A 21,808-nucleotide genomic window follows, 5' to 3' on the forward strand; every position below is an offset into this window, starting at 1 on the left:
CCGGGGGTGGACTGCGGACTGCGGACTGCGGGCTACGGGATCGGGCTGCGGGAGCGGGGCTTCGCCCGGAATGATCGCGGCTTCTGGCGCAAGCCGGCCCATCAAGTCCTTCGGCAGTCACCATATCGGCTGGTATAGCTCTTGTAAGCCGCTGATTTATAAGGGCCAGGTGCATATGGTGGAAGGGAGGGACTCGAACCGGCATCCCAACCACATGACCTGACGAGAGAATTTCCCGGTCGGCGTAAGTCGGTACCGTAAGAAATACCGTCATGAGCCTAGCCCGGGGCAATCTCGAATCTCAACAAAGCTCAGGCGGGCTCGACGAAGCTCTGTCGCGCTCACCGACGGGACATTCTAGCCCAATTCCGTCTTGCCTCTGATCTCATACCGCAGGAAATCCGAGAGCCTTTTCGCTTCGCCAATGTCGTCGTGGGGTATCAGCAGGTACTTCCACGGATTGGTGCCAACTGCCGCAGCGTGTTCCGACGCGTACTTGCACCAGCGCACCGCAGCGGCGGCCTTGGCCTGTACTTCTTGGGTATTGATTTCGCCCCTGGCCTTGGTTTCAACCATGAGGGTTACCGTATCCGTCTCTGCCACGAAGTCAGGCACGTACTCCGGCTGCTCGGTTCCGAGCTTGTAGTAAATCTGGAACTGCCCTTTCGCCGGCTTGAACCACTTCAAGGCATCCCGCTCCAGAATCACGGCAAAGCGCCGCTCTGTGTCCGAATCGAACTTCTGCACCGGATAAAGACACTTCGAGAATCCGCCAAACAGCATCTGCTTGATGCGACTCAACTCGGTGATGGTTTCCCGGTAGTTCTGGATGGCCTGACCGGCAGTGACCGTGTAGTTGCACGGCTTCAGTTCCGTGAACCCGCGACTGACCTGCGCTTCGTAACGGGTCGCGGACTCCCAGAAGTGGGCCATCATCTGGGCATGGATTTCCCGCGCGATCAGCCGGCGATCCCGGTCCAGTACGCTGACGGCCTCCGACTCAGAAAGGTAGCTGTGCAGGTGCTTCACCATCTGGCCGGCCAGGTCGTAAAGCAGCTCCGAATGGGTGAAATAGTCGATATCGTCGAAATCGACCAGGGCGTGGACGATGTAGTCCTCAGGGCGTTGCTCCTTGAGGCCGATTTCGCTGGCGAGCGTGAACTGCTCGTTGGTGCGCAGCATCTGACCCACGATCTCGCGCTGGCCGGGCTGCAAATGAAGCTGGCTCACGTCCAGCATAAACGGATGAAAGCCGGTCGTGACCTCGCCAGCAGGAACAACCGCAATGCGGGGAATATCGATAGTCTGCTGCGCAACGACTTCCGCGGTCTTGGCTACGACAGCCGAGATGTCGACGGGCGGCGTGGCCGAATCTGCGCCGGTCAACAGATTTCCCTGAATCGGTTTCAGCCGCGCAGAGACTTCAGCCGCGATTTCCTTCTGAACCTCCGGCTTGAGAAGGGCGCCACTGGTCGGCACCAGGTCCGGCCTGGATTCGTACTTGCCGATGATCTCCAAGGCAACTCGCGCGGCCTGCTTCTCGGCTTCGGTCGTGAAGGCAGGCGCTGGTTCCGCGGAGGAACCGCCGGGCGTGGATGCTGGCCCCGGGCCAATCTCCCGAACCGGCCATCCCGAAAATCCCAGCCGCAGCGATGCGCTGGATTCCACCTGAACGCTGACCTTCTGGTCATCGGAATCCGGCGCTTCCAGGATGACCTGCTTCAACCGGATCGGCGAATCGCCACGGTTGGCTTCGTCGATGATCTCCTGAAAGCGGTCATGGGCCACGATATTGAGCCGGTCCACGGCCGCCACGCCGGTACGCCTGCCGTAAGGCAGACGCAGGCCTCGCCCGATGCTCTGCTCGATCAGTGTCCGGGCATTGGCCGCGCGTAACGGGACGATAGTGTAGAGATTGGTCACGTCCCAGCCTTCCTTGAGCATGTTGACGTGAATGACGATCTCGGTTGGCTCGTCCACGCTCTCCACAGCCAGCAGGCGCGTAATCATCGCTTCCTCTTCTGCGCCGCTGCGGCTGGAATCGACCTGGATCACCTTGCCCTTGTAGCGTCCTTCGTAGAAGGCCTCGGACTCCAGCAGCGCCAGCAGTTGCCCCGCGTGCGTGGTGTCGCGAGCGATTACCAGCATGAACGGCTTCACTGGCTTCAGACCGCTCTCGCGAGCGTAAGTAAGCAATTCGACCTTGGTGGTTTCGTGCAGGCGCACGCCGTCTTCCAGCTTGGTCTTCTCAATCTCATCTGGCGTGTGAGACCTGGCATCGAAATTGCGCTGGGTTATGACCGCCGGCTCCTTGACGAAACCATCCTCCATTGCCCGCGCCAGTGGGTAGTCCATCACCACGTTCTTGAACGGCACGGGACCGCGACTGGATTCCACGAACGGCGTCGCGGTGACTTCAAGGCCGAACAGCGGTTTCAACTCGTTGATGGCGCGCACACCGGCGCTGGCCCGGTAACGGTGCGATTCATCCATCAACAGCACCAGATCTGGCAGATTTGCCAGACGGTTGAAGTAGCTATCGCCCAGCACTTCGCGCATCCGCTTGATGCGCGGCTCCTTGCCGCCGCGCACTTCGGAGTTGATCTTGGATATATTGAAAATATTGACGTGAACCTCGCCGAACAGCTCTCCGCCTGTGAGGTTCTGCTGATCGTAGTCATCCCCGGTAATGACCCTGGGGGCATTGACCAAAAATTCGCCAATCCCCTTGAATACATACTTCGGCGTATTCGGTGTGAAGTCCGCAATCAGCTTGTTGTAGATGGTCAAATTCGGCGCGAGTACGAAGAAGTTGTTGATGCCATGCGCCAGGTGCAGGTAGGCGATGAATGCGCCCATCAGTCGCGTCTTGCCTACACCCGTGGCCAGCGCAAAGCACAGCGACGGGAACTCGCGCTCGAAGTCCTCCAGCGTCGTGAACTGCGCCTTGAGCGTCGCCAGCACCGCCGCCACGTCGCGCTCGTGGGTGAGCAGCTCAGGCGCGGTGTCCAGTGCCCGCTTCAGTCGCACCAGCGATTCCGTCTGCGGCGGGCGCAGGGAAAGCCGCCCGGTCACATGGTTCTGCACCCGGTCGCTCATTCCTCGCCTCCAGGTCTCTTCTTCGGCAAGGCTTTCCTGCTCTTTTCGATCCGCTTCACCGGCTGCGCAATCGCCGCCTCGAAGTCCTTTTCCGCCTGAGAAGGCAGTGCGCGTATCTGCTGCTGGTATTCGGCATACACTGCCTGCGCCTTCGACAAGGCAGCCTCGGCGGAAACTGTCCCCGCGTTGGTCAGGATGTCCTTGCGCGTCAATCGCAGGAAGTCATCCAGTTCCTTGGCCCAATCCCGCATGGTCATCGGCTGCCGCGCCTGTGCCTGCAATTCGGCCACTTCGATGTAGGCCGTCACGATGCGGTTGAGCGTGTCCAGTTCTTCCGCGTTGAGGTAGTTCTTTGCGACGCCCACATCGGCCTTGCGCACCGGCGCACCCCTGGAGGCACCCGCCCAACTGGTCAACCCCATGTGCGGCGCCTGCGCATCCACGCGCTGCACGATCAGTTCGGCGGCGGTGTGACCATGCGCGGCCCAGTGCATCTTGTTCTGCACGGTGGCGAAGAACTGCTGTGAGGTTTCCGCGTGGGGATCGTAGTCGATGCTGGTGGCGTAAATGTCCAGCACCTTGCGCCAGAACTCCTTCTCGGAAGAACGGATGTCGCGGATACGCGCCAGCAGTTCCTCGAAATAGCCGCTGTCCTGCTCGCCCTTGAAGCGTTCGTCGTCGAGCAAAAAGCCCTTTCCCAGATAGCTTTTCAACTGTTCCGTCGCCCATCGCCGGAACTGCGCGCCCCGATGCGAACGCACCCGGTACCCCAAGTGCAAGATCACCTCGAGATTGTAGTGATCGACCAGCCGTTCCACGGCCCGCGTCCCTTCGCGGGCAACTATTAGGAATTTCCTAATAGTTCGATCCGCTGCCAACTCCCCGTCCCGGAACAGGTTTTTAAGGTGCGCATTGATGGTCGGAACCCTAACCTGGTACAGGTCGGCCAGCTGCTTCTGGCTCATCCAGACCGTACCTTCATCCAGCCGAAGCTGGATGCGCGTCTGGGCATCCTCCGTCTGGTAGAGCAGGAACTCGCCTTGCCCGACCATTTGTCCAGCAGGCTGCCGGGCAATTTCCTTGTCTTTGCTCATTCCACCCCCTCGCCGCCAAACAGGTCCAGCTCGGGCGCTGTTTTTCGCCCTTTCCCGCGCGTGGGTGGGGCGTGGAAGGAGAGCGTTTCCGGTTCGGGCGCCGCCATCGGCAGATTCGCCACGTTCAGGCTGTAGTCGTCATGCCCCCATTCGCAGCGGGCCAGCACCATCTTCGGAATCTTCTTCAGCGTCAGGTTCGGCCAGCGTTCTGCCGTCTTCGCCGCCGTCACGCCGTGAAAGGCCGAGCAGCACACCAGCAGGCTTTGCTCCGCGCCCACTTCCTCGGCCAGCGCCTGCAACTGCTCTGCGGAAAGGTTCTGTGTGGTGACATAGATGAAATCCCGCTCGCTGCTGTGGCCGTGTTGCCACCAGCGCGTTTCCGACGGCGCGTAGGCAAAGCCTTCCAGCTTGGCCAGCGCCTCTGCCAGCTGCGCCGAGTTGTAGGCCGGATTGATGACGGGATTGCCCCAACGATCGTTCACGATGAGGCTGGGCGCGAGTTTGTAGTAGCGGAACCCGCCACCGCCCCGCCAGCCCACGCTCTCGGTAATTCCGCCCTTGTCTTCGCCATCAATCACCTTCTTCAGGCGCGGGAGGATGTGCGTGTGGATGTGCTCACCCAGCTCCACCATGATCCAGCGGCGGCCCATCTTGTGCGCGACAGCGCCTGTTGTGCCGGAACCGGCGAAGGAGTCGAGAACGAGGTCGCCTGAGAGAGTTGCTACTTCTATAACTCGCTGAATGATTTTTTCAGGCTTAGGTGTATCGAAAGCCTTTTCGCCTGCGAACAAGCCTTTCATTTCTGCGCTGGCGTTGCGGGTACTTCCCGCAAACTCATACGGCCACCATGTCTGTGGAACTACGCCACTTTTCACTTCCGACAGAAACTTCTTCTCAACAGGAAACTCTGCATTCCCGTCTTTCCCCCAATAAATACGTTTCTCACTTTGAAGTTTCTTGATTTCGCCCGGCGGTCTGCGCCATGAACTGCCTTTGGGTGGAAATACTCGACGACCAGCATCATTGGTTAGCGCGTAGTAATCTCGTTCACGAAACTCTGCCCGTGTCAGTGGCGTACCAAGCCAAGGACCCCGTGAGTCCTCATCAGGGTTCTTGTAGTTAGCAATCTGTTTCTCGCTTCGCGGAACCAAGAATGGCTTCCATGACTCGGACCTCCTGAAGACAAGAAGCATGTTGTGCGTCTGTGCAATCGTAGAAGCGTTGTTTCCAGGCGTATCCTTTGATTGCCAAACGATGTTCGCAACAAAGTTCGCTCGCCCAAACACCTCATCACACAACACCTTTAGATAGTGAGCCTCATTGTCATCAATCGTGATCCACAGCGAGCCATCGTTCGCCAGCAGCCGCTTGATGATCTCCAGCCGGTCGCGCATCAACCCCAGCCAGATGGAATGCTCCAGCCCGTCGTCGTATTGAGCAAACGCACTGCCCGTGTTGTAGGGCGGATCTATGAACACGCACTTCACCCTGCCCGCGAACTCCGCTTCCAGCGCCTTCAATGCCAGCAGGTTGTCCCCGAAGATCAGTCGGTTGTCGAACAGGTCGTTCTCCGTCACACGATGCTTCGCATGATAGGACTTCGCGGGATCTTCGAGTAGGATTCTCGGCTCCAGCTTTGGCCGTCTGTCCTTACCTATCCATGTCAGTTCTAGTTTCTGCTTGCTCACAGCATCACTCTTAAATCTGTGGTGCTTTGCTCGACAAGTAGTCTATCAAGCGCTTGCGCGGATACACGTCCGCCGCATTCTGAATATTGCGTAGTGGAGCTATCGCCCGGTCGTTGTCCAACGCGAAGTGCGTCTCCATCAAATCGGCCAAAAACGACGCGACGCTGCCCTGATTGCGGAAGTAAGCCAGTGGCCCCTGATAGAGCAGCCTTTGCTGCCCAAGATCGAATGTCTGCTGCCGCAACTGATCGAGTGGTTGGCTAAGCAGTTCAGGAATCTTACCTTGGTCGATGGCCGCCGTGGCACTGATACGTTGGCGCAAGCGCTTCATGGTCACTGTCGTGATGACATGAATGGCGTGGCGGTAAATCAACTTCTCTTGGCTGCGCGCTGCCGCCTTCTGTTCGTAATCCACTACCAGCGCGCGGATAGCCCGGTGGCACAACACCGCATTGACCAAGGCAGTACCCGTGAGAGTAGCCGGGAACAGAGTCTGGTATTCGGCGGATTCCGGGTTGGCTAGCCGCGCTGGTTCACTCTTGAGCCAAACGGCATAGCGCGGATCATCCTGCCGCGAGGCGAGCACACGCAGCGCCTCGTCGAGCGAAACAGCATTGGGTCCGGTCGCCGATGCTTCGGGACGATAGTGGTAGGCGAATCCGAGATGGGCAATTTCCTGCCGCAATCGCTCCTGATTCTCGTCCAGCGAGGCGAAGTTCGCCGTCTGCACCGGATTCTGGTGGTTACGGGCCTTGGTAACGCGCTTGCCGAACGGGCCATCCGCCGGTGCCTTGATCAGGGTGAGCATCACCTTGGCATCCTCTATGCTGCTGCCTGGATGCTGGGCCACAAACTCGGCTGCCGACGCGACCGTCTGCGCGCCATTGATGACGGACAGACCGCGCACCTTGAATTTCCTGAAACCGTTTCCGGGATTCTTGCCCTTCGGCTCAATATCGTCGCAGACTGCCGTCACTCCGTTATTGAGGTAGAAGAAGCTGCCCGGATCGTCGCGCAAGGTTGCCTTGATGGCCCTGTTGACATCGGATCGGCTGCTGCCGAGGAAGTAGCGGATATTGCGCTCATAGAGCGCTTTCCCCTTGTCCTTGTGCAGCGTAGCCAGATCGGCCAAGCGGGCAATTCCATAGTACGTCGTGCGGGGGGATTCGATCCTAACGTGCTTCTGCAAGGCGATGTCGGTGTGAACGGGCGGATAGGCCTGTTCCGCCAGCAGATCTCGCGTGATCTCGGCTGCAGCGTAATACTCCACTTGCTTGTCGAGACGCTCTTCGTCGAGATCATCGTCTTCTAGCAGCAGTTGCAGCGCGTCGATAGCGGACTTGGATACGCTGTCCCCGGTATAGGGAACAACCAGTTTAATATGACTGCATACATCGAGCGCGCTTTCAATCTCGGCCTTGCGATTCTGGACGTTCTCGTTGAAACTTGTGAAATCCTGCTTCAACAAAAAGCGAACGCCGCTGCAGAACGACTGGGCTTCGTCCTGTTTGAACTGCTCGGATTCCTTCAGCTTGGTCTGCAGCAGATACAGCGTTTGTGTTGGCGCATGGTAGTGGATCGCATCCAACCCCTTGTCGTTGAAGTCATCCACGACGGATGCTGCTGCATCTTTGGGAGCAAGGTTGAGCAGCTTGTTCAACGCAAAGGCACTGAAAGCACGCGAAAGCTGCTTTGCGGCTTGTTCCTCCGGCTTCCCTGCTCCCAAGAGGGGTGGAAGGAGAGGCACGAAGCGTTCCGCCAGGATCTTCTGCAGGATTGCCATGTAGTGAGGCTCAAGCGCTGGCATGTCACTCAACTCGGCTTCTTCAGAGGATGCAGACGACGGGTCTCCCCGGTCGTGGCCCAGTAGCTTCCGGACCTATCGTTCCGGGGCCAACCGACGTCGTGATCCACCAGCGCGTCGATCAGGGTGAGAACTTCCTTCCCGAACGCTATCGAGTCGCTGTCGAGAAGCGCGAAGGACAAAGCATTGAAATGACATCCAGTGACATTCCGAACCTGGGCTATGCGCGCAAGTTCGCTTAGGTGTGGTTCAAGCCTCTTTTCAATGTAGTTTACCGTCCCTGACGGATCTTCCTGCCGGTGCTCAACGCGCAACGCCTTCTTCAGCTTGCTGTCCACGGCAGGCAACAGATCGCCAAGCGTATACGTGGCGCCGGCGCGCCTCGAAACGCTGCATTCATACAGCTGAGTAAGGAAGTCCAGAACAGCTTCCAGAATCACGCCTGATTTGGCACAGATCGCTTGGTGATCCGGAGATGACTCGCCAAGCAATTGCCGCAGCCTTTCGGTCTCCGGGATGCTGCGGCTATGCGAAATCCCCGAGCTGAACGACCAGCGGACGAGTTCGAGGAACTGGCATTGCCCGCTCTTCAGCCAACCCCATCTGAACTTATGCCGCCACGGTCCGTAATGGGTCGTAATCAGGCAGTGCCGAAACTTGCTGGTTTCCTCATAGAGCATCTCGACAATGCGATCAACGTGCGGTTCGTCGACGCTCCCGAGCACATCATCAAGTACCAGAATCTTCTCCTCTGGCACTTCTCTCTCCGCCAGGGCGAGAAAGACACAGAGGCCAAGCGTGTCAAGGTGGGAGTCGCTGAAATAGGCTTGGGGCGGTGCATCCTGCTGACCGCAGAACTCGGTTGATATTTCCAGTGATGCGCGCTTGGCGGCATCCATTGCCAAGCCGATCTTGTTCAGCCCTTCGCCCAGATGCACTGCCTCATACAGCACACCGACCCGGTTTGATATCGCCTCCAGGATTCCATCCGTGAACTTCCTGCGTTCGTTCTCGACCAGTTCCAGGGTCTTCATCAAACGAGGAATCAGCGCTTCGAGATCTTTCGCGCGCTTCTCATTGTTCTGTAGTGCCGTCAGCGCCCCTCGGAGAGCGGCGACGTACCTCTCGTCGGCCACGCAAGCGTCGGAAATGCTCTTCCACTTATCCCGTTTACCTTGATGGCCTGACCTCCACGCTTCCCACTGCGCAGTGTCCGGGGGCACAGGGAATGCAGGAATCTCCATGTCAGCAGGAACCTGGCCGCTGTTACAGTAATTCTCGAGGGCCGCTGCAGCATTGGCGGCGTCAGATTTTGCATCCTCCCATCGCTGCTTGGCTTGCTGGGCATCAGTTTCCCGGCTTCCTACGGTCTTCTTCGCCGCTTCCAGCTTGTCGTACAGTCCCTGCGACTGCATGCGCTTGTTCACTTCCTCGACCAAGCCGGCCGCTTTCTCGCTGCTTTCGCACAAAGGACAGACCGAAGGGTTCGGATGCCTATGAAAATGAGCCTGCGCAGCCTTCAGAATGTCCAGCACTTCCAGGTAGTCGCTGGCGACAGATTCTGTCAGTGCGGCCAGTTCTGCATGTGCCCCTTGCAAAGAGTCTTCTGCACTACTGAGCTGGGTAGCCAGCTCAGCAATCTTGGACGGATGCGCAGCAAGTCCGTCCCAAAGAGCAATCATGCGATCAATAGCTGATTTTCGTTGACCGAGGTGACTCCTATCCTTCTGAACCTCCTGCGCTGCCCATGTGATGGCTCCGGGGGCGGGACTTCCCGCCTCAATCCAAAGCCTTTCGATCTGTTCCGTGTTCTCGGATACACGAGTCGATGCCGTGCTGAATTCAGAACTCTTGTTGCGAATCAATTCGCGCAATGTACCTTCGGATGCCTCCACTCCGGAAACATCCACGAATCGACTGATTTCCTTGTAGCGATCGGCCGGTTTTGCCTCAATCAACCTTAGTATTTCGCTTCTTCTCAGGACTGCCACCTTGGGGCGGAGCGCCTGATTGCTTACGGAGACATCAGCCTTCCCCAAAGCGACAATGCAGTCACCCGAGGACGTCTCCAGCGTCACCTTGATATCAGCAGCCTTCTTGCCAACGGAGTGCCAATATCTCCTCGTTTGGCCTAGACCTCTGGTATCGAGCGACCCTACGTTTCCATTTCCCAACAGATCAAAGGCATCGCATACGGTAGATTTTCCGGTGCCGTTTTCGCCGTAGATGATAGTGAGCTTTTTTCCTCTCTCGAATCCCAGCCTGAATGGCGTAACAGAGCCTCGGAGATTCTCAATTAGCAGAGCAGCCAGAGAAGGCACCGTCATTGGCCCTCTCCCTTGCTAGACGCCTTCTCCACGGCGAGCAGCCAGTCCTCGGCCTTCATGCTGCCACTAGCGATCTTGGCTTTGTATTTTCCAGCATCACCGGGTAGCAGAAGACGGCGCTCCACTAACTGAGGCGCAATGATCTCTACCAACTCCTCGGACGGCGATTTCATGACATCCTCACCATTTCCTAGCGTAGCTGTCTTTCACAACCGAGGCGATGTACGAATTCAGACCGCGCCCCTGCGCGGCGAGAATCTTCATTCTCTCAACGACCGTTTTCCCAGGCCGGTTGGCATCGTAGAGGTAGTTGCGGTACGTCCCACTCCTGAAAACCACGAGGATGGATTCTTCCGTTGCCTCATAAGACACGACATTGGAATTCCCATTGAGATTCCGGTAAGGCGTCATTTCAGGTCCCACTCGATAGTGAACAGCGTCCGTTCGTCCACGTATTGCTGAAGCTGCACTTCCAACTGACCGATCAGACCATTGCGCTGTGACTCGACCTCATCCTGCCGGACAAACAACTCGCGCCGCAGCTTGCTGCGTTTGCCTTCCAGTTCGCGCTGCTGTTTCTGGTGGGCCAGCTTTTCCTCCAGCGTTGGCGATATCGCCGCCGTGCGGCGAACTTCCTTGATCTCCCGGTCGATCTCCTTGATTTCCTGCTCCAGCCCGAGTTTGAGATCGTCCGCCCAAGCGTCCAGCTTCTGGACCTCCTGCTCGAAATAGCCGAGGTTGCGCTGGTTGATCTCCCGCAGCAACGTAACTTTGCGGGTTTCTACATCGGCCACCAGCGTCGGATCGGCCGCATTGCTGAACAGGCCTGCCGATTGCGTGGTAGCCGGTAGGCGCAACAGTTTCTCGGGGTCTTCCTCCGCAAGCACAGCACCATCGCTAGTGCTGGCCGCAACCAGCAGGTGCTGCTCCTGACTGCCCAGCGTCTCGACGGATACCAGCTTTAAGGTAAGCCATCCGGTTTTGCCACGATACGGCTCCAGCGTACTGATCCTTGTGCCATATCCGTCGTAGTTAAATACTAGCTTGGCGCTGTCGAGCGCACGGTCCTTGGCCTGGCTGGTTATCCACAGCGCCAGCGGATGATTGACGCGGTACAAGTGCGCTTCACCGGACCGGCGCGGCAACTCATAGCGCCCCAATTCAATGCCCCCGCCGCCATCCACCATGCCATCCGGCAGGCGCAGAAGGTCGAAGCCATTGTCGTCGAACGTGGCACAACCGCCAAGCTCCGCGCGGGTCAGCTCCATCAACATTCGCTCGAAGCGGTTACGCGCGTTCTTGCTGTCTTCGGCGCTGATGCGCAGCCTTTCCTGCACCTGCTCGTCGAAGTTCTCCAGCAGCACCTGGCGCGTCCTGACCATTGCGTCATTGATTTCGCCGGAAAGATCCAACTGAAGCTGCTCGAAACTGGCCCTGATTTCGCCGGGGCTACGGCAATTCCGGTAGATGTCGGCAATGCGCCGTTCGAAATCCACGCCAGAGCCGATGGCGCCCAGCACTTCATCGCTGGCTCCGAAAACACCCTCGAAAAGCTGGAACTTCTGGTCCAGCAATTCGTACACACGGGCGTCGGCCTCGTTGCTGCGATCCACGAAGTTCACCACTACCACATCGAACTTCTGGCCGTAGCGATGGCAACGGCCAATGCGCTGCTCGATGCGCTGCGGGTTCCACGGCAGGTCGTAGTTGATGACTAGCGAACAGAACTGAAGATTGATGCCTTCAGCCCCTGCTTCGGTGGCAATCATGATCTTGCCGCGTTCCTTGAAGTGCTCGACCAGCGCGGCGCGGGTGTCTGCCGTTTTGGAGCCAGTGATGCGATCGGTGCCTTCGTGCGTTTTGAGCCACGCCTTGTATATGGCCTGGGCACGCGCATCGCTGTTCGTGCCATTGAATAGCACGATGCCCTCGCCGTAGTGGGTATCTGCCAGCAGACTGAGGAGATATTCCTGGGTGCGCCGGGATTCGGTGAAGATGATTGCCTTGTGCGCGGCGCCCAATCTTTCCAGTTCGGCGAAAGCTCGGTCCAGGGCAATTAGCAGCGCCTTGCCTTTGGCGTTGTCCCGAATGCTGGTCGCCAGCGCTTTGAACCGGCGCAGCTCGTCGATTTCCTCCGAGATAGCATCCCGCTCGCCCTGGGTCGGGACTGGAACTTCAGCGTCCTGAACGCCCCATTCGTCGGCCGTTTCATCGAGCGATTCGTAGTCCTGGTCCAGTTCGTCAGTGAGGTCTGGAACTGCCTTCGTATTCTCCAGCACCCCTTGCAAGCGCGTAGCCATCGTTTCCAACGCGCCGGCGATGGCATGGGTGCTGGACGCTAACAGTTTCCACAGGATCAGCGAGATCAGTTGCCGCTGGGCATTGGGCAGCGCGTTCAGATTGGGGCGACGCAAGTACTCGGCGACAAGCCGGGAAAGCTCCTGTTCCTCGTCCGAAGGCGTGAACTCCTGGACGATGGCTTTGCGGGCCGTGTAGGAAACATACGGCTGCACCTGCTTGCGCAGCGTGCGCTTGCATACCGACCCAAGGCGCTCGCGCAGGCCGGCAAATGCCGCTTCTCGCCCGTTGTTGGTGAACTGCGCCCGGAAACTGTCGATGTCGCCGAATACCCGGTCATCAATGATGCTGACCAGGCCATACAGTTCCAGCAGCGAGTTTTGTAGCGGCGTCGCGGTCAGCAGCACCTTAGAATGGACTCGTGCCAGCGATTCCTTGAGGGTCTTGGCGATGACATTGCTGGGCTTGTATACGTTGCGCAGGCGGTGCGCCTCGTCGAGCACGACCAGATCCCACGCAATGTCCTTGATGTCGTTAGCTTTGGCCTTGGCGAACTGGTAGGAACAGATCACCGGACTGGAGGATTGGAAGGGGTTCTGCTGCTGCTTGCGGATGGCGTTGTAGCTCCTGGCTTCCAGAATCACGCCCTGCAAACCGAACTTGTCCTGTAGCTCCTGGTGCCACTGCTTGCGCAGGTTGGCCGGAACGATGATGAGGATGCGCCGGCGCCGCTCCGCCCACCGCTGCGAAATGACCAGGCCCGCCTCGATGGTCTTTCCCAAGCCCACTTCGTCGGCCAAAATCACCCCACGCGAAAGCGGGTTGCGGCAGGCGAACAGGGCGGCATCGACCTGATGCGGATTCAGGTCCACCTGGGAATCCACCAAGGTCGATGCCAGGGATTCGACCGAATCACTGGCGGTCCGCCGGGTCAGCAGCCAGGCGAAGTATTGGGCTTGGTGTGGCGTGAGGTTTGCCGTCACGACCACGACTCCCTGTTCCCTTTGGCTGCCGAAATGACCCGTCCTCCTGTCAGCACAGCCTTCGCGGTTGAAGACCTTTACCCTATTGATTTTTAAAGACGATCCGGGGCCCAATCATACCCGAACTTGCCGCCGAGCGGCCCGTGAAACCATCACAGTATCCTTGCCTCCCGCTGCCACGCCCAGACCTGCGCCCCTTGCACGCGCAGGTGCCGCGCGAAATGTCCTCGTGGCCACAATGTGGCCTATGAGCAAGCGCGTAGCTATCCTGCAAGACAAGGAGAATGCTCCCAATACCTCGACATGGGCCGGCAACGCGTCGTTCAGAGGGTTGGCCGATCCCGGAGCAGTAAACGGGGATTTTTCCCCGAATACCTGCTGCTGCTTTCGCAGCCGTGTTGGCGGATTATCGCCACATGCCGGCTACCGAAAACCCCAACCACAGCAATCTGCCGGGACCGGCCTTCTACCGCCTTCGAGACGTGCTGAGAATCACGGGCCTGAGCCGCCCGACGTTGTATCGACGGATCGCAGCCTGCCGATTCCCTCGCCCCGTGCACCTGGGTGGCCGGGCCTGCGGATGGGCACATGCAGCATTGCAGGACTGGATTGCGGATCCGGAAGGCTACTGCGCCCCGGGTACTCAGGCGGCCTTTTGGCCTTCCCCCACGCCTTGCAACCGCAAGCGATCCAGGTGATCGGCCCACGCCTGCATCATCTTTGCACGCGGCTCCAGATACAGGGCATGGTTGTAGGCTGCACTGACTTCATTGCGCTCCTGGTGGGCAAGTTGCAATTCGATGTGCTCGTGCGGCCAGCCCTGTTCGTGCAGGATGGTGGACGCCACTCCCCGGAAGCCATGCCCGGTCATCCGTCCCCGATAGCCCATGCGGTACAGGGCGAACAGCAGCGTGTTGGTGCTCATCGGTTTGCTGGGATTGATGTCACCGGGAAACACCAGCTCGCGGTCAAAGGAAATCTCCTTGAGACGTTTCAAGATCGCCTGAGACTGCGTGCTCAACGCCACGACATGCGGCGTCTTCATCTTCATGCGTTCTGCCGGAATGTCCCACTGAGACGCTTTGAAATCGAACTCCGGCCAGCGGGTGCCGATCAGTTCGGAAGTGCGCACGAAAGTCAGCGCCATCAGCTGCAGGGCCAACCGTGTGTGCTCGCCGCCCACGTAGCTGTCGATGGCGTGCAGCAGGTCCGGCAGCTCCTTCGCCGTGACGCGCGGGTGGTTGCGCCGCTTGCGCGGGATCAGGATGTCGGCAGGCCGCACCTCCGCCACCGGGTTGCGCAGCGCGAGGTCGTTTGCCACCGCATAGCGCATGATCTGCCCGCAGTTCTGCAACAGCCGCCGCGCAATCTCGAATGCGCCGCGTTTCTCGATCTTGCGCACGGCATCGCGGAAGTCCGCTGGCGAAAGCCCGGCAATCGGCCGGTGGCCGATCTGCGGAAAGATGTCCGTCTCCAGACGTGTCTTGACGGACTGCGCGTAGTGCTCGGTGCGTCCGGCCTTCCAGTGGTCGTGCCACGCGCGGGCCACAGCCTCGAAATCCTGGCTGACAGCCTGCTTCGCTGCGGCAGGGTCCACCCCCTCCGCCAGCAGCCGCCTGGCCTCGTGGTGCCGCTCCCTGGCCCGGACCAGCGGCACGTCGGGGTATACGCCCAGAGCCAGCGTCCGGCGCTTCCCGTGGAAACTGTAGTCGTAGCGCCAGTACCGGCCGCCGCCCGGCGTCACCAGCAGGTACAACCCACGGCCATCGGTCAGCTTCTGCGGACGGTCGGACGGCTTCGCGCCGCGAACCTGGGTATCGGTCAGCATTTACGGTATCTCCCACAGTCACCGGCGCCGATACCGTAAAAAGTACCGCCGCCTTGTTGAGACAAGGTGAGAGCTTGGGAGATGCCAAGAACGCCGGAAACCCTGAGTTTCCCAGTATTTGTGGCAGAAACCGAGACCGCCTGAGCCGGCGCGAGATCAAGAATTGGTGGAAAGGGAGGGACTCGAACCCTCGACCCCGGCATTATGAGTGCCGTGCTCTAACCGGCTGAGCTACCTTTCCATCCGGCTCAAACCCTGGAGTCGGCCCTGGCGGGCCGGGGCTGCATGACCCTTGCGGGGGCGCGATTGTCCCGGTGAGGGTCGGGCCTGTCAATACGAGCCGGATGGCGAGCCGGATATAGGCCGGCGATCTCGATGGATTCATCCGCAGGCGCAAAAGCGCTGCGGGTGGCTCCGTCCCGGAATTTGGCACGGGGTTTCACGCACCGCCGCAAACGCGGGTAAACTCCCTCTATCGGTGCCCCAGAAAGCGCCGCAGGGGAGTCGCTATGCGTGGTATGCAATGGTTGCTGGTCCCGGGGCTGATGCTGGCCGCCGGCACGGCGAATGCGCAGGTGTCCGCGACAGTCACCGCCGCGAGCGACTACGACTTTCGCGGCACCTCGCAGTCCGCCAAGGATCCTGTCTTGCAGGCGAGCCTGGACTATGCCATGGATAACGGCTGGTACGTGGGGGCCTGGGCGAGCAATGTCGATTTCGGGGATGACACCGATTACGAGATCGATCTCTATACCGGATTTTCCGGCGGGAGCGACGGGGGTCTGCTGTGGGATGTCGGGCTGATCTACTACGCCTTTCCCGATTCATCCGAGTACGATTTTTTCGAAGCCTATGGGAGTATCGGCAACGGCTGGCTGGAGGGCAAGCTGTGGTATGCGAATGATTATGGCGGTAACGAGACCGATGGGAACACATCCGCCTTCTACCTGGAAGGCAACGCCACGATTGCGCTGCCGCGGGACTTCTCGCTGCTGCTGCACGTCGGCCTGGCTACGGGCGATTACTGGGATGATGAGTTCGGCGACGATCAGATCGACTATTCGATCGGCGTAGGCTACACCCTGGGCAATTTCGATCTGGCGCTGAAGTATGTCGACACCGAAACCGACATTGTCGAACGCGGCAATGTGCTCAATAACGAGGGCCGTTTCATATTCACCGTCTCCACGACCTTCCCTTGGGGAAATTGATTCCGCAACGGGTCGACGTCGTGACGACTGAAAGGGCTCTGATAACCGGACGGGCTGGCGGGCGGCTGAGAGTGGAATGAGTGGCCGGAATTTACACCGGGAAATCCGTCTCGATGATTCGTCTTTAGTTCAAGGTTTCACGCCAGGCCTGGAACATCAGCACGCCCCACAAGTGCGTATGCCATTTGCGTTGGCCATTGAGGAATTCGCGCCAGATCGTTCGGATCGGTACGGGTTCCAGGTGACCTTCCTCACGCAGACGCCGTTCGTCGAGTTGCGCCTCGGCCCAGTCGCGTAATGGTCCGCGCAGCCAATCCCCCACCGGCGCGCCGAATCCAGACTTGGGACGCTGCACCAGCGGTTCGGGTAGATAGCGTTGCAGCAGACGCTTGGGCAGGTATTTCAATGTGCCTTCGTGCCACTTCAGCGTCATCGGCAGCGACCAGGCGAACTCGACGACACGCCAGTCGAGCAGCGGCGCGCGGGCTTCCAACGCAAATGCCATGCTGGCGCGGTCGACCTTGGTGAGGATGTCCTCAGGCAGGTAGCAGGCGAAGTCCAGAGCCATGAGCGCATCGGCCGGGGTGCCGGTGACCGGCATCGCCGATGGATCGTCGTAGGCGGTAAGGGCGCGGCAGGCGCCGATCACCACGGCTTCGGGACGGCGCCAGCGGCTGACCCGGTTTCGTGCCACGCCTTGCAGCTCCCTGGCAGCCAACTCCGCGCGCAGCGCGGCCAACCCGCCCAGGCGCGCTTGCTCGCCTGGATCGCCGGCCAGGCGAGCCAGAACGGCGCGTGGCAAGCGTGCCAACCAGGCCTCGCTGCGCAGCGTGCGTGCGTAGCGGCGATAGCCAAAAAACAGCTCGTCGCCGCCGTCGCCCGATAGCGCGACGGTGACATGTTGGCGGGCGAGCCGGCACAGCAGCGCAGTGGGCAGTTGCGAGGAGTCGGCGAAAGGTTCGTCGTACATCCCTGCCATATCCGGTACCAGCGCCAGCGCGGCCCGGCCATCAGCTTGCAACTGGCTATGGTCGGTGCCCAGATGTCGGGCGACGGCGGCCGCGTGGGCGCTTTCGTCATGGGCGATGTTGTCAAAGCCGATCGAAAAGCTGCGTACCGGCCGCGACGATCGCGCCTGCATCAGAGCGGTCACCAGCGAGGAATCCGTACCCCCCGACAGGAATGCGCCCAGCGGCACGTCGGCGCGCATCCGTAACGCTGTCGCATCGCCGAGCAAGGCGTCCAAGGCGTCCAAGGCGTCCTCCTCGTCCCCCTCGAAGCCACGAGCGATCGCCTCCTGCTGGCGCTGCAGTGCGCTCCACCAGCGTTGCGGTGCGCCCGCAGGGTCATGGGCGCCGGCGCCAGCGCACACCTGCGGCAGGTCGATGCGCAACAGACATCCAGCCGGCAGCTTGTAGACTCTCCGCAAGATGGCATACGGTGCCGGGATGTAGTTTAGGCGCAGCAGCAGAGCCAGAGCGTCCGGGTTGACCTCCGGGTGCAAGGCCGGATGGGCCCGTAGCGCTGCCAGCTCGCTGCCGAACAGAAACGCGCCGTCTCCAGCCCAGCCATAGTACAACGGCTTCTTGCCGACCCGGTCGCGGGCCAGCCAAAGCACCTGTTCGCGGCGGTCCCACGCGGCCAGGGCGAGCATGCCGTTGCCGGCCGCCAAGGCGGCCGGCACGCTCCATTCGGCGATCGCGGCCAGCAATACCTCGGTATCCGAACGACCGTGGAAAGTATGCCCCAGTGTGGTCAATTCTTCGCGCAGGGCTGCATGATTGTAGATCTCGCCGTTGAATGCGATCACCCAGCGCCCATCGGCCGAGAGCATGGGCTGATGTCCTTCCGGACTCAGGTCGACGATCGACAAGCGACGATGCGACAGCACCACTCCGGCACCCGCATCGGCCCAGGTGCCCTCGTCGTCCGGCCCGCGATGGGCGATGGCCGAGCCCATCCTTTTGCCCAATGCATGCAATGCGTCCGCGTTTGCATTTGCGGCGGGTAACCACGCCCCGGCAATTCCACACATGTATCGCCTCAGACGTCCAAGGCTTCGACAGAGCCGGCAGCCGGCGGCGTGGTGACCGGCTGACCGTTCTGTAGCAGCCACAGCATGATCGCCTTCTGGCGCGCGTAATTGGCACCCACATAGGCGTACACTAGTCCATGCCAGCCGTCGAGGAATCCGCCGCGCAGCAGATAGCCGCGCCAGAAACGCCAGAACGGCGACAGCACCAGCTTGTGCAGCGAGGCGCGTTTGCCGCGTGCGAAATCGTGTTCAGCCATCATCCGCGCATAGCGTTCGGTCTTGGTCAGCTGGTGCTGCAGTGATCGATAGGGATAGTGAATGAGATCGCCGGCAAGCGTGAGCACCGGACCGTCGACACTGACGGATTCGTGGACTTCACGTTGACCGCGCCAGCCGCCGCGGCGGCGGTCGAAGAAGCGCATCAGGCGGTTGGGGTAGGCGTTTCCGTGCCGCAGGAAGCGGCCAAAATAATTGGACATCAGGGTGCAGCGGTAGCCGGCAGCTCCTTTGAAATTCGTCGTGCGCGCGGCCTCGATCGAGGCGCGCAATTCGTCGCCGACACGCTCGTCCGCATCCAGGCAAAGGACCCAATCGTGGCTGGCCTGTTCGACGGCGAACTGCTTCTGACTGCGGTAGCCGTCGAATCGCCGCTGCAGCACCTTCGCCCCCATCGCGCGTGCGATAGCGACGGTCGCGTCGGTGGAGTATGAATCCACCACGATAATTTCGGCACAGAAGCTCAATGACGCCAGGCAATCGCCTATGCGATCGGCTTCGTTGAACGTGATAATGCACGCCGAGATCGGTGGCGGGCTTCCGGAAGCGAATTTTTCAGAGGAAGCGTTGATGGCGGAATACCTGTTGTTCGCGACGGAGCGTTATGCGCTGCCCATCCTGCAGCCCGTGGCTGACGCCTTGCAAACCAGCGGCCAGGGTGTGCATGCCTGGCTGGTGGGCGGCGCCGCCGGCGCGCGGCTGCCGGCACCGGTGCGGATGATCGCCGATGCGCGCGCAGCCGTCGACCTGTGTCCGCGTGCGGTGTTCAGCGCTGCCAACTGGATACCGCCGTTCGTCACGGGGGCCAAGGTTCAGTTGTTCCATGGCTTCAATGTGGAGAAGCGCGCGCCGGCGCGCGGGCATTTTCGGGTGCGCGGCTTGTTCGACCTGTATTGTACCCAGGGCCCGGCAACGACCGGCCCCTTCCGCGAACTGGCCCATCAGGCAGGTTATTTTAAGGTCGTGGAGACCGGCTGGCCCAAGCTGGACCCGCTGTTCGGCCGCGATGATCCGTTGGCCGACCGGCTGCGTGCCGCCGCCGGTGGCCGGCCGGTGGTGATGTTCGCCTCGACGTTCACCCGGCACCTGAGCGCAGCGCCGCATCTGCTCGAGATGATCGCCGCCCAGATTGCCACCGGACGGTGCTACTGGCTGCTGACCCTGCATCCCAAGTGCGCGCCGGAGTGGTTCGAACGCTATCGTGCGCTGGCCGGTAGTCACGCCGAGTTCGTGGAGACCGAGCAGTTGATCAGCGCTCAGCGCGCCGCCGACGTACTGGTTGCCGACACCACCTCGGTGGTCAGCGAGTTCGTGATCCAGCGCAAGCCGGTGGTGACGTTCCGGAATCGGGCGCCCAAGCCGCATATGCTCGATTTCGATGATCCCGCCGTCTTGCCGGCCATGCTGGAGCGTGCGTTCACGCCCGACGCCGCGCTGACCGCGGCATTGGCCGCCTATGCCGACAGCATTCATCCATACCGCGATGGTCAGGCTTCGCAGCGGGTCATCGCGGCAACCGAAGCCTTGCTGGCCGGCGAACTCGGCAATTTACGGCGCAAGCCGCTGGGGTCGCTGTTGCGCGGACTGCAGATACGACGTGAGCTGGGTTACTGGGGGCCGGCTGCCCGTTGACGGCATGGCAGGTTCAGGGGGTCGCGCGCAGGATATCCGCGAGCGTGGTGACCAACTGGTCGATCTGCACCGGCTCGATGATCAGGGGTGGGGACAGGGCGATGATATCGCCCGTGGTGCGGATCAGCACGCCTTTCTCGAACGCAGCGACGAAGACATCGTAGGCGCGGGTACCGGGTGCGCTGCTGCGCGGCTGCAGTTCGATGCCGGCCACCAACCCCAGGTTGCGCACGTCGATGACATGCGGCAGACCGCGCAGTGAATGCACCGCATCTTCCCAGATGCGAGACAGGTCGGCGGCTCGTGTGAGCAGGCCTTCGCGTCGATAGATCTCCAGCGTGGCGAGCGCCGCGGCACAGGCGGCCGGGTGGGCCGAATACGTGTAGCCGTGGAACAGCTCGATCGCATCTTCCGGGGCGTGCATGAACGCGTCATAGATGGACTTGCGCACGAACACCGCACCCATCGGGACGGCACCGTTCGTCAAGCCCTTCGCCGAGGTGATCATGTCGGGAACGACATCGAAATAGTGGGCGCCGAACGGTGTTCCCAAGCGGCCGAAGCCGGTGATGACCTCGTCGAATATCAACAGGATGCCGTGCCTGTCACAGATCGAACGCAAGCGCTGCAGGTAACCCTTGGGCGGCAGGATCACGCCTGCCGAACCGGCAATCGGTTCGACGATGACAGCGGCGATCGTCGAGGCGTCATGCAGGGCCACCAACCGCTCCAGCTCATCTGCCAGATGCACCCCCCACTCGGGCTGGCCGCGCGAGTAGGCATTGTGTTCGATGTCCAAGGTGTGGGAAAGATGATCGACGCCGGGCAGAAGGCTGCCGAAAAATTTGCGGTTGTTGACGATGCCACCGACCGAGATACCGCCGAAACCGACGCCGTGATATCCCTTTTCGCGTCCGATCAGCCGAGTGCGCGCCGCTTCGCCTCGGGAGCGATGATAGGCGATGGCGATTTTCAATGCTGTATCGACCGATTCGGAACCGGAGTTGGTGAAGAACACATGATCCAGATCGCCGGGAACGAGTTCTACCAGCCGATTGGCCAGTTCGAATGCCTGCGGGTGTCCCATCTGGAAGGTCGGCGCATAGTCCAGCGTAGCCAGCTGGCGGCTTACGGCCTCGGTGATTTCCGGGCGGGCGTGGCCGGCGTTGACGCACCATAGTCCAGCGATGCCATCCAGGATCTGCCGGCCGTCGTCGGTCCAGTAGTGCATGCCCTGGGCGCGCGCCAGCAGCCGCGGATGGGCCTTGAAGCGGCGATTCGCCGTGAACGGCATCCAGAACGCATCCAGGGTTGCGGGCGTCGGCACGGTGGGTATGGTCATGGCCTGTGGGAGATCGAGCAGGTGGCGGAAAGTCCGAGCGGGAGAATTCGCGGCGAGACGACTCGGGGGTGATGATACGCTATGCGCCGAAGGCCGATATCGCGCAGACGGGTTTCCAGGGATGAGTCTGGCGACATGATCGGCCGGTATTGCCTATATTTCGGAACGGGCGGGCCGTTTCCCGCATCCCT

General features: G+C 60.5%; 14 protein-coding genes and 1 tRNA gene. 3 read left to right on the top strand and 12 right to left on the bottom strand.

Features of this window, described 5'->3' with window-relative positions:
* Nucleotides 1-357: 357 nt before the first annotated feature.
* The 7 genes from ACG33_RS02800 to ACG33_RS02830 all read right to left on the bottom strand — a co-directional run bounded on the left by ACG33_RS02800 (nt 358) and on the right by ACG33_RS02830 (nt 13,293).
* A complete protein-coding gene (locus tag ACG33_RS02800; RefSeq protein WP_066918512.1) occupies nt 358-3,099 on the bottom strand; it encodes a DEAD/DEAH box helicase family protein in 2,742 nt (913 codons plus the stop codon).
* Complete coding sequence (locus tag ACG33_RS02805) at nt 3,096-4,193, bottom strand: virulence RhuM family protein (RefSeq protein ID WP_083536383.1); 1,098 nt, start codon at nt 4,191-4,193, stop codon at nt 3,096-3,098. The genes ACG33_RS02800 and ACG33_RS02805 overlap by 4 nt, the downstream gene beginning before the upstream one ends.
* Nucleotides 4,190-5,881 (bottom strand): site-specific DNA-methyltransferase, encoded by a 1,692-nt coding sequence (locus ACG33_RS02810; RefSeq protein WP_066918516.1) that lies wholly within the window; start codon nt 5,879-5,881, stop codon nt 4,190-4,192. The genes ACG33_RS02805 and ACG33_RS02810 overlap by 4 nt, the downstream gene beginning before the upstream one ends.
* A 10-nt stretch (nt 5,882-5,891) precedes the next feature.
* Nucleotides 5,892-7,688 carry an AIPR family protein gene (locus tag ACG33_RS02815; protein WP_066918518.1) on the bottom strand — a complete coding sequence of 599 codons (1,797 nt, stop codon included), beginning with the start codon at nt 7,686-7,688 and terminating at the stop codon, nt 5,892-5,894.
* Nucleotides 7,689-7,693: 5 nt separating this feature from the next.
* Nucleotides 7,694-10,012, bottom strand: coding sequence for an AAA family ATPase (locus ACG33_RS02820; RefSeq protein ID WP_083536384.1), 2,319 nt, complete (start codon nt 10,010-10,012; stop codon nt 7,694-7,696).
* Nucleotides 10,009-10,185, bottom strand: coding sequence for a hypothetical protein (locus tag ACG33_RS16000; RefSeq protein ID WP_157071644.1), 177 nt, complete (start codon nt 10,183-10,185; stop codon nt 10,009-10,011). Before ACG33_RS16000 ends, ACG33_RS02820 begins: the two co-directional genes overlap by 4 nt.
* A gap of 234 nt (nt 10,186-10,419) precedes the next feature.
* Complete coding sequence (locus ACG33_RS02830) at nt 10,420-13,293, bottom strand: SNF2-related protein (RefSeq protein ID WP_157071645.1); 2,874 nt, start codon at nt 13,291-13,293, stop codon at nt 10,420-10,422.
* A gap of 416 nt (nt 13,294-13,709) precedes the next feature.
* Here ACG33_RS02830 and ACG33_RS15585 point away from each other — a divergent pair, with 416 nt between their 5' ends.
* Nucleotides 13,710-13,991, top strand: a complete 282-nt coding sequence (locus ACG33_RS15585; protein WP_083537136.1) for a helix-turn-helix transcriptional regulator — start codon at nt 13,710-13,712, stop codon at nt 13,989-13,991.
* Here the strand turns inward: ACG33_RS15585 and ACG33_RS02835 are convergent.
* Nucleotides 13,937-15,121 (bottom strand): tyrosine-type recombinase/integrase, encoded by a 1,185-nt coding sequence (locus ACG33_RS02835; protein ID WP_066918524.1) that lies wholly within the window; start codon nt 15,119-15,121, stop codon nt 13,937-13,939. The genes ACG33_RS15585 and ACG33_RS02835 overlap by 55 nt on opposite strands.
* A gap of 164 nt (nt 15,122-15,285) precedes the next feature.
* Nucleotides 15,286-15,362 (bottom strand) — tRNA-Met (locus tag ACG33_RS02840).
* A 268-nt stretch (nt 15,363-15,630) separates the two neighbouring features.
* On the opposite strand from ACG33_RS02840, the gene ACG33_RS02845 reads away from it, so the two are divergent.
* Nucleotides 15,631-16,332 (top strand): TorF family putative porin, encoded by a 702-nt coding sequence (locus tag ACG33_RS02845; protein WP_066918526.1) that lies wholly within the window; start codon nt 15,631-15,633, stop codon nt 16,330-16,332.
* 124 nt (nt 16,333-16,456) lie between these two features.
* Here the strand turns inward: ACG33_RS02845 and asnB are convergent, their stop codons facing one another.
* Nucleotides 16,457-18,367, bottom strand: coding sequence for an asparagine synthase (glutamine-hydrolyzing) (asnB, locus tag ACG33_RS02850; RefSeq protein ID WP_066918529.1), 1,911 nt, complete (start codon nt 18,365-18,367; stop codon nt 16,457-16,459).
* Between the two features lie 8 nt (nt 18,368-18,375).
* Nucleotides 18,376-19,215: a glycosyltransferase family 2 protein gene (locus ACG33_RS02855; protein ID WP_066918531.1), complete on the bottom strand. Its 840-nt coding sequence runs from the start codon at nt 19,213-19,215 to the stop codon at nt 18,376-18,378.
* Here ACG33_RS02855 and ACG33_RS02860 point away from each other — a divergent pair.
* The gene (locus tag ACG33_RS02860; RefSeq protein WP_407696491.1) at nt 19,211-20,275 is read left to right on the top strand and encodes a CDP-glycerol glycerophosphotransferase family protein; all 1,065 of its coding nucleotides are present in this window, start codon (nt 19,211-19,213) and stop codon (nt 20,273-20,275) included. The genes ACG33_RS02855 and ACG33_RS02860 overlap by 5 nt on opposite strands.
* A 13-nt stretch (nt 20,276-20,288) precedes the next feature.
* Here ACG33_RS02860 and ACG33_RS02865 read toward each other — a convergent pair whose 3' ends face one another.
* On the bottom strand, nt 20,289-21,617 hold the full coding sequence (locus ACG33_RS02865) for an aspartate aminotransferase family protein (protein ID WP_066918533.1): 1,329 nt from the start codon (nt 21,615-21,617) through the stop codon (nt 20,289-20,291).
* Nucleotides 21,618-21,808 lie beyond the last annotated feature (191 nt).

It is taken from the genome of Steroidobacter denitrificans (assembly GCF_001579945.1).
In the GTDB taxonomy this organism is placed as follows: domain Bacteria; phylum Pseudomonadota; class Gammaproteobacteria; order Steroidobacterales; family Steroidobacteraceae; genus Steroidobacter; species Steroidobacter denitrificans.

What these genes read in the sequence shown, in the direction of transcription:
- ACG33_RS02800 (WP_066918512.1), bottom strand. Translation starts at nt 3,099, where the DNA reads ATGAGCGACCGGGTGCAGAACCATGTGACCGGGCGGCTTTCCCTGCGC.
- ACG33_RS02805 (WP_083536383.1), bottom strand. Translation starts at nt 4,193, where the DNA reads ATGAGCAAAGACAAGGAAATTGCCCGGCAGCCTGCTGGACAAATGGTC.
- ACG33_RS02815 (WP_066918518.1), bottom strand. Translation starts at nt 7,688, where the DNA reads ATGCCAGCGCTTGAGCCTCACTACATGGCAATCCTGCAGAAGATCCTG.
- ACG33_RS02820 (WP_083536384.1), bottom strand. Translation starts at nt 10,012, where the DNA reads ATGACGGTGCCTTCTCTGGCTGCTCTGCTAATTGAGAATCTCCGAGGC.
- ACG33_RS16000 (WP_157071644.1), bottom strand. Translation starts at nt 10,185, where the DNA reads ATGAAATCGCCGTCCGAGGAGTTGGTAGAGATCATTGCGCCTCAGTTA.
- ACG33_RS15585 (WP_083537136.1), top strand. Translation starts at nt 13,710, where the DNA reads ATGCCGGCTACCGAAAACCCCAACCACAGCAATCTGCCGGGACCGGCC.
- ACG33_RS02835 (WP_066918524.1), bottom strand. Translation starts at nt 15,121, where the DNA reads ATGCTGACCGATACCCAGGTTCGCGGCGCGAAGCCGTCCGACCGTCCG.
- ACG33_RS02845 (WP_066918526.1), top strand. Translation starts at nt 15,631, where the DNA reads ATGCGTGGTATGCAATGGTTGCTGGTCCCGGGGCTGATGCTGGCCGCC.
- asnB (WP_066918529.1), bottom strand. Translation starts at nt 18,367, where the DNA reads ATGTGTGGAATTGCCGGGGCGTGGTTACCCGCCGCAAATGCAAACGCG.
- ACG33_RS02865 (WP_066918533.1), bottom strand. Translation starts at nt 21,617, where the DNA reads ATGACCATACCCACCGTGCCGACGCCCGCAACCCTGGATGCGTTCTGG.